The following is a 753-nucleotide window of genomic DNA, read 5'->3' on the forward strand; positions in this document are numbered from 1 at the left end:
CACCAGCGCGCCCAGCGAATGGCCGACCAGTATGGTCAGCGCTTCCTGCAGGAATGGGAATAAACCAGAGCAAAACACCCGGCGACAGCCGGGTGTTTTTTATGCATCTCTGCAGGCCGGAGCAGGCTATGCCCCTCGTCTCTTGATACTGATCATCGCCAACGCCAGTACTATCAACGCAATGCCACAACCTTCCACCTTTCCTGGATTTTCATGTAGTGGCCACCAGGAAAATAGCACGCCACAGACCGGTACGGCCAGCGTACTCAGACCGGCTATACTTGCCGGTAAATTACGCAGTACAAAAAGCCACAGACTCCAGGCCAGCGCCGTTGCAAGGATTGCGCTGTAAGCCAGGGCCCAGAAAACGTCGGGCTGCCAGTCTCCCGCTCGTTGCGGGACGAGCCAGGCCACTACGCTCATCGTTCTGGCGAACAGAACACCAATGGGCTGATCAGTGAAATTGTCTATCGTGAAGATCAACCCATGATGACGCAGTTATTGCTGCTACCTTTATTACAGCAGCTGGGTCAACAGTCGCGCTGGCAGCTGTGGCTCACGCCGCAACAAAAGCTCAGCCGCGAATGGGTTCAGTCCGCCGGTCTGCCGCTGTCCAAGGTCATGCAAATTAGCCAGCTCTCTCCCAGCCATACCATAGACTCAATGATCCGTGCCCTGCGCACGGGTAATTATAGTGTGGTTATCTGCTGGCTGGCGGAGGAGTTAACCGCTGACGAACACGAACGTCTCGTT

General features: G+C 55.6%; 1 protein-coding gene and 1 pseudogene. One reads left to right on the forward strand and one right to left on the reverse strand.

Annotated elements, in window-relative coordinates:
* Positions 1 to 126: 126 nt before the first annotated feature.
* A pseudogene (locus tag ABD481_RS46525) lies at positions 127 to 432 on the reverse strand (EamA family transporter); the annotation flags it as partial.
* Between ABD481_RS46525 and sulA the strand changes: the two are divergent.
* Positions 394 to 753 (forward strand): SOS-induced cell division inhibitor SulA (sulA, locus tag ABD481_RS46530; RefSeq protein WP_344672327.1); only part of this gene is annotated, 360 nt, incomplete at its 3' end. The pseudogene ABD481_RS46525 and the gene sulA sit on opposite strands and share 39 nt — an antisense overlap.

It is taken from the genome of Catenulispora yoronensis (genome assembly GCF_039531695.1).
In the GTDB taxonomy this organism is placed as follows: Bacteria; Actinomycetota; Actinomycetes; order Streptomycetales; family Catenulisporaceae; genus Catenulispora; species Catenulispora yoronensis.